This window comes from Candidatus Poribacteria bacterium (assembly GCA_028820845.1).
Taxonomy (GTDB): domain Bacteria; phylum Poribacteria; class WGA-4E; order WGA-4E; family WGA-3G; genus WGA-3G.
This window is the reverse complement of sequence record JAPPII010000063.1, coordinates 1-9,794: the sequence shown is the minus strand read 5'-3', so window position 1 is coordinate 9,794 and position 9,794 is coordinate 1. Positions and strand designations below refer to the sequence as shown.

Here is a 9,794-nt window from a genome sequence, read left to right as displayed (position 1 = left end):
CTACCAAAACCTAACAAAAATGTCAATAACTTACACAATGTAAACACTACCTACTTCATCTTCTTGGCAATTCTTACGTAATCTTCCCGTTTGCCGTGGGCGTATCACTCGCTTTTGCCTCTTGGGTACTCAACTTAGAACCGAAAATTCTTTATTTATTCGGGAGTGCGATTCTCAGTATTTTGGTGCCCATCGGGACGTTGATTAGCAAATGGGCAACGGGTACAGAAGACATCGCCAGACAGGTTCACAGTGAGATGCTCCAGGAAGTCCAGCAAGAGCAGGAAGACGAACTGAACAGCTTGCATGAAGCACTTGCGGCTGATGGAGATGCCCGAACAGAAACGATGCTTGAAGAACTCCGCGCCTTACACAAGTCTTTTCAGGAAGAAGCAGGCGACGATGGGTGGCTCGGAACACTCCCGATGAGTGTCCGGGCTGACATTACTGACAAAGTTTCTCAACTCTTCACACAGGCGGTTGAATGCTTGAAAGACACACTTAAAATGTATCAAAAATCAAGAGATACGCAATTGGCAACTGTTAAAAGTGTCCTTCAACAGCACCGTGAGCAACAAATTGAAGACGTTCATCAGACGATTATTCAACTTTCCCACCTCTATGCTCGCGTGCTAACCCTCAATCCTGATAGCGATGAGACAGCACTCACGCGTCTACGCACTGAACTCGACGAGAGTCTCGCCTTTGCAAAACAGGTTGATGCGAAGATACGCGAATTAACACCACTTGATTACGATACCCCTCAACAAACAACAGATGAAGAGTAGGAAAAAATCAGAGGACAAAAGTTATGGCACTTTACAAATGGCACTACGACAACATCCCGCGCTGCTGGGAATCTATTTTAGAACGTTTAAAGAAATTTGAAGCGTTGACGCAACAAATCAACAAAGCGAAAAAAGCGCAGAAAACCGATTCAAACGAAACACTTAAAACATTCTACAGACGTCATAATGAATTAATGGCGGAAACACGTCCGCTTTTGGGAGATACCTCAACACATAGCGATGATGAGACTTTAGACACTGCCTTTGTTGAAGCCGTTTGGTTATCCCTTGAACACTATCCGGCACTTGTTCATCATCCAGAAATCGAAAATTTAGATACCGCGGGTTCTAAAATTTTCAGGCTTTTTAGGCCGGACGCGCCAGTAAATTCTGAAAAACAAGAACGGCTAAAATCCGAACTTCAGCGTGCTTTCAATCTGAATTCGGAAATGGTGAACTGGCTCACCGAACGTCTGACGATACGGACGAGTCCGCTTCGCCATCGGCATCGAATTATGAAAAGTTTAGAGACTCGCTTCAATCTGGTGTCGGATAACCCGAAGCTGGATGCGGATATCCTACAACTTTTTCGGTCTTTACACCCGGATGCGCCATTTAAAGCAGGTGAAGTGAAGTTGGTGAAAACTGCTTCCGCCCTCTATTTTTGTCTGCCTTCTACGGATGAATTGCGCGGGGGAAACAACGCGGCACAACGTCCGAAAGCCGATTACGAAAAATTTCTACGAAAAATTTGGGAAGTCGAACCCTTCGCCCATTTCCCGGTGTTCGGTACCTTTGATGCGGCGGATTTGGACTTAACCTTCCGCCGGAAAATCGCTGCCGACGCTGGGTTGTCCTTGGAATTAATCACCTCAACATTGACGCGTATGGTCGGTATCCTTCCTTTAGGGGAGCTTGACAAATATTTAATCCACGATACTTGGGGGCACCAGTGGCAGGAGAGTCTCCTCGATTTTGAGGAACCTTATACTGAATTGACCTTTTTTAAACGCCCGTTATCTTTAATGGAGACGGCTTCGGTCTTAGGAGAGCAGACTTCGCTCGCTGACACATTCGTCAAAACTGAGGCAGGGACAATAGAACTTGACTCAGTCAAACTCCAACAATTCATAGATGCGGAGTTGTACGAACGCGCAATCATTGCCTTTACGCCCATTCTCGCGGAGATGTTGGCGGATGTGGTGGAATACAAGTTCTTAGCGTTACATGCTGCACAAGCACATCTGCTGCCGAGTTCTTCCTTACTCAAAGCGTTTCCGAGCAAACTCGATTTAACACTCGCAGACCTGCGTACCTGCTTTGTTCATGCCGCCGAAGTCTTCCAAAACTGGGTTGCTTCTGAATCGACGCAACAGCAATTACATAAGGAAATTTGTGAGAAGCTTAATATTTCAGAGGATGCAGCAAAACACAAGGAACTGTCCGAAATCCTTGGCACCGCGGTTGAACTCTGTAAGGCGCAGCTCCACGCCTTTTATCAACCCGAATGGACTTGGGAAAAGACCGAAGACGGTTACTTGAAACTGAATGCGTTTAGTTTCGCAGCACTGAACTTTCTCCGAATTCACACTGCACTTATTCAGACCTATGAAGACCTTTCACAGGTTAAAACACCATACGGTTTCAAAGATATTCTGGTATTAGCGATGGGTACCTTCTTTGAAAAAAATCCACAGGAGAACATTTGGCAGCTTGACAGTTTTTTAACAGAGGCGTTTCTCCCGCGGTGGAAAAAATTAGCGGCTATGGATTTGAGTACTGACTGCTGATTGCTACGCAAGTCGCGTGTGGACTTGCGGGACAATGCTATTCGCTATTTCAAGTAATTTTTCGCGGAGACGTTCGTAAGCGAGATTTGCTCCGGCGATGTTGTTGGCAGCGGGACCTATTTGAAGTTGTGCAATAGTACCGGAACCGAATAGATTTTCAACAGGATAGAGTTGTAAATCAGTATCAAGGCGTGGCAATCCACGGACAAGTGGGACTTGATGCTGCGCGATTAATTCTCTCAAAAACCCGTAGCGGCAGAGATTGAATTGATACCCGGTTGCCAGGATAACACGTGAGACCGTCAGCAGGTCTCCGCGATTTGTTTCAACCTTTAGTCGCTCTGGTGGATTCTTTCCGTCCACCGAAACGATATTCTGGATATGGGTCTCAGGATAAATCTTAATGTTTGTGGCATCCATCAGTGCCTCCATAATGTCGGGCGTAATGCTTCCTTCCCCTCTGCTTTGCTGAATTATTTCGTAACGCCGCTGAAAATCCGTCTCATCCGCGAACTCAGTGAGTGCTTTGGGACCTAACCACATCGGCGGAAAATCGAATTGTTCTGTCCTTAGCTGCTTCCGAGCAATGAGTGCTACGCTATGCCCGCGTTCACTGAGACTTTTTGCAAGCGTCCCTGCTGTTAGCCCACCCCCGACGATAACAAAAGATTCTTCATTGTCTCGTCCATCCTGACAATCTACATTATAGTAGATTTTAGAATTAATTTCACACTTCGCATCGGTGCGGTTAGAAACCGCACCTACCGAGGGGTGTGAGAATGTATTTGCGGAGTCTACATCAAATTCGGAGGCGTGCAGTATTCTGCCGGGATATTGGCACTGCCATTGGACGAACTCTGGTGGCACATAGGCGCAATCGTCAGCACCAATTGCCAGAATAACGCAACGGCTCCGAAATCCATCGCCGTCCTTTGAGATGAGGCGGAATGGAAATTTGCCTGCACCTTTGTCCCACCGTAATTTTGCAACTTCAAACTGATGATAGATTCGATGTTGCGCAAGTTCAGTAAGCATATCCCCACAGAATTCCCAAAAAAGTTGTGTGGAGGGTTGGGAATAGGGGGGTGCTAACTCAGATATTCGGTTGTGGTGTTCGGCGTATTCAACGATACCGAGTGCATCAGGGGTGATATGATGGACAGCCGGAGAACGGAGAAAGGTCATGCCTTGGCGTTCTGTTTTACGCCGCCATTGGGTGAGGGGTTGCGGGTGTCGATCGACGATGGCGAGATGTCTCGCTGCCGTAGGCACTTCGCGGAGGAGCCGAATGGCGATGGATATGCCGTGTATGCCGCCGCCGATGATGGTAATGGGGATATTGCGATGGGATAAGTGGCTGTCGGCTGTCGGCTGTCGGCTATCAGCAAAGAGATCTTTATCACTGACACTAACGTCCGCAACTGCCACAACGCTCTGCTGACGGCTCTGCAAGTTGCGGGCGGACTTGCGGGACAATGCTGACCGCTGATGGCTGATCGCTAATGGCTGAAGACTGTTCATTAGATAGGGACCTAATCCGTAATTGGCTCTGGTATATGCACGTTTTTGAGTGCGAAGGTTTGTGCGGAGAATGCATCGGTGGCGCGATAACGGTTGTACCGGTATTGGACGATCCCAACCGATGGTGCGACCCAATAGATTGCGGGTGGACTAATCAAGAAAATCGATGGATCTTCGCTATCTGCGTAAGTTACCTCTTCTTGAACGATATAAGTCGTGTAACTGCCAGCGGGAACGGTAATCGGTACATTTTTCTCTACTACATAACGTGTGACACTGACGTGTGTCCCGGCGGTTTTCTCAAAAACAGTCCACTGCTTCCCAACTTCCAGTGGAAAATCCCAGAGCCGACGCGGTGGAAAGTGTTTGGCGTGAAACACGGGATTCTCAACGGGAAGGTAGATATCAAAAGCAGATTCTATGAGTGCATCTGAGGTCTTGAAAAAGTAAGTTGCTAATACCGGAAACGGAAATACGTCGTAAAAGTCGGTGTCCAACCGAAAGTAATACGCATTGGCTGCTAAGTGATCAACAGTGTCAAGGGTCAATTCGTTTGGATCGTCAGTTGTAATTGCGCTGACGGTCATCTGCCGATGCGTTGTTCCACTGATATCGCGCGTGCCTTCGACGCGGAGCGTGAATTCCTGATTAGTGTCAACGTTGAGATAGGTCCATGCGGAACCTGTAGCCGTTGGGAAGTCAATGGCTCGGAAGTCCCCGGTATCGGGTGCGGGGAGCGTGGTTTCGCCGTGCGGGTCAACGAGTCCTTCATCGCCACAACTCGCGAGAAACAGTAGAATAAAAATAATGAAATGAGGATATAATGTTTTTATCATAACTGACTTTTGGTTTTATAGTAAGGTGCGAAAATATGTGTGTCCGCAAACTAACAGTTTGCGCTACAAAAGAGGTTTCGCTGACAACTATTTCACTATACAGAATTTGCCGGTGCTTTGGTAGCCGTTTCCATCGGTCGCTCGGAAGAAGTAGAGTCCGGTGCAGACCATTTCGCCGCGTGCGTTTGTGCAATCCCACTGCGAAGCGTTGTTTAGCACTTTAATTAAATTTCCCAAAGCATCGTAAATTTCAACGGTTAAGCCCTTCGGATAGAAACTCAGATGCTGACCCTGCCCGGCGTGAAGCGGATTTGGTGCGACGGCGACATTTTGATTCGTGTGACTGGCGATGTAACTGAAGGTCTGTCCTTGCCAGATTCGGGTGCCGGTTACACCAGCAGGTGTCTGTCCACGAATTTTATAGAGATAGATACCTGTCGGTGGGAATCCATGGGTCTGGAGCGTTCCAAGCCACTTTGTTTCGGTGGCTTGCGTCAAAAAGACGGTATATCCATTTCTGTCAGGACCCTCCACCGTCAGGGAAGGTGCGCTCTGTAAAGGACGTGTACTTTGCACTTCAACATGCCACTCCCCCGTGCCGTGTGGTTGTGTATGGATAAAGAAGGCGGGGGCACTGCTTGCCGCATCCACGCTTGGAACGATACTGTCTGACACGATGCTTGGTGTACCCATAAGTCCCATAGCGTCAACAGGCACAACGGCGTAGTAGTAGTGTAGGCTACTCGGATCAAAGAATTCACTGGTGACATCAATACTCTCAAAGACAGTTGTGTCCTCAAACCGTGTTTGTGTGACATCTACGCGTCCGACAACGGTTATATCGTCGTCAGGGATGCCGTTATTGTTGCGGTCAGCGGCACCGAGGACTTCATCCGGGCTTTGAAAGGGTTGGGGAACATCTGTCTCACTCTGTGACATATAGCGTTTTCGGACGATTGCGACTTCCCGAATGCCGGTTGGATCATCGATGTGCCACGTCAGAAGGGGTCCGTTAGAACCTTGAGAGACTTGGGCGTTTGACAGCCTTCCCGCCGGGGGTGCGCCTGCGATATAGCTGACAGAACCGCCGAAACTTCCACCCGGAATTATGACGCGCTCGACATCGGGATGCATATTAATGAGAACGAGGGTAATCTCCTGAATGTCGCCGCCGAAATCCTCGAATGTCATCTGCGCTTCCTGAGAACGTTGATAGGTGAACGCCTCTCTGATTTCAGTCGTGCCATTGCGTTTCTTCACAATGAATTTGGCAGCCCATCCGCGCAAACCTGTACCGTTGTGTCGTTGGAGCTCGCTCCGAATGTCATCCTGATCTTCAAGGGGTAGGCGACGGAGGTCTACTGGGGCGAGATCTGCGCCGTCAATTTTGATTGCGAATTCGGGCGTAGTTCCTGATGGACGGAAAACGATGTACCGCGCCGAAAAATGCTCAGGCATCGCCTCCGAATCAAAATCTGCGCGGACTGGATAGTTGGTGTGAACATCGTTTGGATGAATGGCGACCGGCGGAAAACGGTGGGCGTTTTTGTAGCCCTTTATCTCGGTGGTTGTATTGGCGCGGGTATGCGTAAAATAGTTCCATACGGTAAAGGTCTTGAACGCCTCAGCGAGGGTTGTGCCGTTATCAATAAAGACATCGTAGAAATTCCCCATTTCCCGATAACTTCCGTCGGTGGTGTTTCCATAAAACTGACGGACGATATCGTAGCCGAACCGTTCAGTCATATAGAGCGTCCAGATAACGGATCCGTATTCGTGGTCGCCGATGCGGCTTTCAAGTGAGATATCTGGTATTAGAAACCAACGACGGAGCTGATGGATATAGTAGTTATAGGCGTTGGTCTCGTTGGGTTCATCTGGATCGGGGAGGGTATCGCCATCATCAATTTCCCCACCATCATAGGTTATGACTTCTATCCAGGTTGCAGAAGCTTCCATAAACCACGTCGGCATATAGGCGTTGTATCCGAACTGGACACCGTGCAGGAATTCGTGGGTGCAGGTTGTCTCCAAATAACGAAGTCCTTCCATTTTTCCGACGTAATCGTAGATACGGGAATTAATCATGAAATACGGGGCAACTGTCAATGCAGTGGATAGGACACGTCCTTCAAACCAGTCAGCAGTCGTGATACCGAGGGCAGGGAAGGTAAAGATATAGACATCATATTTATGATTGCCGCCGTTCTGTGCTGCCCAAAAGTCGATGTATGGGATTTTGAATCCCATCAGATCAATTTGGACATGATAGGCGCGTTCCATCGCATCAGCACAACGATCTACATAATCGGGGACCCCGTTGCGTGGATGGAAATCCTCAAGGGGTGGGGCATGTGGTCCGGTGCGCGTGTAGTGGAATCTGAAGTGTGGTGTGTTGAAGTGCTCTGAGAGTTGGATTTCACCGAAGAAACTACCAGGGAGTCCGGGACGCAGGAAAATGGGTTTGAGTTCCTGTTGATATATTGAGGGTAAGTTGCGCCAGTTTTTCGCGAGGGTGACAAAACTATCGGTTGCGCATTCTGTTATTTCATCTGCGGTGTATCTCGGCTTGAGATTTTTGAATTTCCGTGCGGTCTGGATTGCGCTTTGAAGTTCAGGATCCGGTGGCAGGGCGTGTGCAACAGATAGGGATGTTATAAAGAGTGCGATGATAACGATACGTGCTAATTTCATTTTTGTAATAGGTGTTGGTTTTTATGGTTGTTGGTTATAAGTTATAAGTTAAGAGGGTTCCCCGTACCAACAACCGAGAACCCCAAAGATCGTTATTACCCTTGGCAATCGCTCAAGCGAAGTGGGTAGGTTTTCCATCAAGGCTGACGTGGTTAGTCTCTTTCCAATATGTCTCTACGCCTTCTTCGCCTTTCTTTTCTGCCCACGTGTTTAGATACTCTCTTTCACCGACATAGTCATAAAGCGGAACAGCAAAACCGCAAGAGGTCTGCACGAGATCAACGTTGAGGTCAAAGATTTGCCGTGCGCCGGGCAGTGACGGAAGTAGCAGAGAGAGTTGTTGCCATTCGGTATCATTTTTGTGGATCGTCTTCGCTGTGCCGTAGATTCGCAGGATTAAGGGGTCATCCTCAAATGCGGTGAACATAATTGTCATTCTGGGGTTTTCTTGAACGTGTGCGGCGGTTTCGTTGCCGCTGCCAGTTACGTTTAACCAGATCACGCGGTTCGGACCAACGACGCGTAAGGAGTCCATCCCCTTTGGAGATAGGTTGATTCTGCTGTCGGCTGTTGCGGTTGCGACGAAAAAGATTTTTTGGTTTTCAATGAATTGCTGCAATTTTTGAGGGATTTCAGTGTATAACTTTGCCATAGTGTTAGACTTCTCCGTTAGGGAAAGGCGACCGGATATGATTCGGTCGCCTATACGAACGATTTAGCGCGCTTTGATAGCTCCCCATGTAGCAGCGAGTTTTCCTGCGGGTTCAACATCAAAGGCGATTTGGTAATTCTCTTTAACTTCCGCTTTATCCAAGACGCGGTGGTAAACGGCAACATCGTCGATTTCGCCTTCAAAATATAAGGGTTTGATAAAGGCGTTGCGGTCATGTCCGACTGCGACGACGACGTGGCTGCGTGTGTCGCGACTGTTTATCTTTCCATCCGCCTCGGCATCAAGTTCACCATTGAGGTAGAGGTACTTTTTATCGCTATCACCATCGGCGACAAAGGTGACATGCGTCCATTCTCCGGGTTCGACAGGGGTATCCGTTTTGAAGACCCCGAACCCATCGCCATTTCTCTGGGTTTGTATCGTGCCATCCGCCAAGAGTTCCAACCATGAGTCGCCCCCGCCTTGTGGATCATCGTCCCAGATGATGACCTTTGGACCATCGGGTAGGGCTACAGGTTTAATCCACATTGCGTAGGTAAGATTCTGCCCGGTAGTGGCGGGACCCATAACGACATAATCTTCTTTGCCGTTGAAACTGAGTGCCTCCCCAACAATGCCTTCTACGATTTTGGGAGCCCCTTTAATCTCCCCATCGTTTTCACCGAGGGCATCTTTGGCTACGTCAGCGTTCGTATCAGCCTCATCAAAAGTCCAATGCCCTCCCAACCCGTCTTCAATGGATTGGGCGTGTGCTGTGTGCGTGTACGCCGACGCGAAGATGATGATAACGGCGCAGGCGAGTGTAAGGAATAGATCGAATTTCATAGTCCACCTCCTGGGTGTACAACCCATGATGTGTAATGCATTCTTCCGTTAAGAGCGTAATGCTCGCTGCTTCCATCCGACACTGATGTATATTATATATCGTTTTGGGTGTATATGCAAGGGAAATGGTATAGGGCTGTCAGCGGTCAGCAATCAGCAGTCAGCAGGTGTTTGGTGTATTGAAATGGTTCGCATAGAGAAAAGGTTCCGTGGAGGCGGGAAAGACCAGTGAGGTTAGAGAAATGGCTGGGATTTTGAGCCGTCCTACGGGCTTCTGAGGGCTGCCCATGTGGTTGTGAGTTTATCTGAAGGGTCAACAGCTTGTGGTTGTCCGTCCTCAATATCGCTGACGAACTCGCCTTCGTAGAGACGGATATGATCGAGCCAGACATCGACTTTTTGTCCGCCCATGATTATGCCAGCGCGCGAATTCACATCATCTACTGTCATTTTGAACGTGATGAAGAATTCTTTCCATGCTTCAGACAGATTGATTGTCTGCCTCGCATATTCATTCCACGGAGCTCCCTGATGAAGAATGCGCATTACGACAGTCCTCGGCTTTTCGCTTTTTGCCCACAAATTGTAGGTATAGGTGGTGCCTTTTTCCAACGGGTGTGTAAATATTTTGTCAAGATACTCATGCGGTCTTTGCGTGTTTCCGCCA

At 48.4% G+C, this 9,794-nt stretch carries 8 protein-coding genes; 2 read left to right on the top strand and 6 right to left on the bottom strand.

All coding sequences use genetic code 11. The features are described 5' to 3' along the window. Window positions 1–95: 95 nt before the first annotated feature. Together OXN25_13065 and OXN25_13060 are read left to right on the top strand one after the other, a co-directional pair. Entirely contained in the window at window positions 96–788 is a 693-nt protein-coding gene (locus OXN25_13065) for a hypothetical protein (protein MDE0425789.1), read from the top strand. A gap of 23 nt (window positions 789–811) precedes the next feature. After that, complete coding sequence (locus OXN25_13060) at window positions 812–2,578, top strand: hypothetical protein (GenBank protein MDE0425788.1); 1,767 nt, start codon at window positions 812–814, stop codon at window positions 2,576–2,578. Window positions 2,579–2,581: 3 nt separating this feature from the next. Here OXN25_13060 and OXN25_13055 read toward each other — a convergent pair whose 3' ends face one another. From OXN25_13055 to OXN25_13030, 6 genes are all read right to left on the bottom strand, one after another. Continuing rightward, window positions 2,582–4,099 (bottom strand): FAD/NAD(P)-binding protein, encoded by a 1,518-nt coding sequence (locus OXN25_13055; protein ID MDE0425787.1) that lies wholly within the window; start codon window positions 4,097–4,099, stop codon window positions 2,582–2,584. Window positions 4,100–4,110: 11 nt separating this feature from the next. Next, window positions 4,111–4,935 (bottom strand): hypothetical protein, encoded by an 825-nt coding sequence (locus OXN25_13050; GenBank protein MDE0425786.1) that lies wholly within the window; start codon window positions 4,933–4,935, stop codon window positions 4,111–4,113. An 87-nt stretch (window positions 4,936–5,022) separates the two neighbouring features. Then, on the bottom strand, window positions 5,023–7,629 hold the full coding sequence (locus tag OXN25_13045) for a T9SS type A sorting domain-containing protein (protein ID MDE0425785.1): 2,607 nt from the start codon (window positions 7,627–7,629) through the stop codon (window positions 5,023–5,025). 112 nt (window positions 7,630–7,741) lie between these two features. Beyond that, window positions 7,742–8,281 (bottom strand): pyridoxamine 5'-phosphate oxidase family protein, encoded by a 540-nt coding sequence (locus OXN25_13040; protein ID MDE0425784.1) that lies wholly within the window; start codon window positions 8,279–8,281, stop codon window positions 7,742–7,744. Between the two features lie 63 nt (window positions 8,282–8,344). Continuing rightward, the gene (locus OXN25_13035; protein MDE0425783.1) at window positions 8,345–9,127 is read right to left on the bottom strand and encodes a LamG domain-containing protein; all 783 of its coding nucleotides are present in this window, start codon (window positions 9,125–9,127) and stop codon (window positions 8,345–8,347) included. A gap of 264 nt (window positions 9,128–9,391) precedes the next feature. After that, window positions 9,392–9,794, bottom strand: a 403-nt coding sequence (locus OXN25_13030; GenBank protein ID MDE0425782.1) for a carbohydrate binding domain-containing protein, incomplete at its 5' end; no start/stop codon positions are given.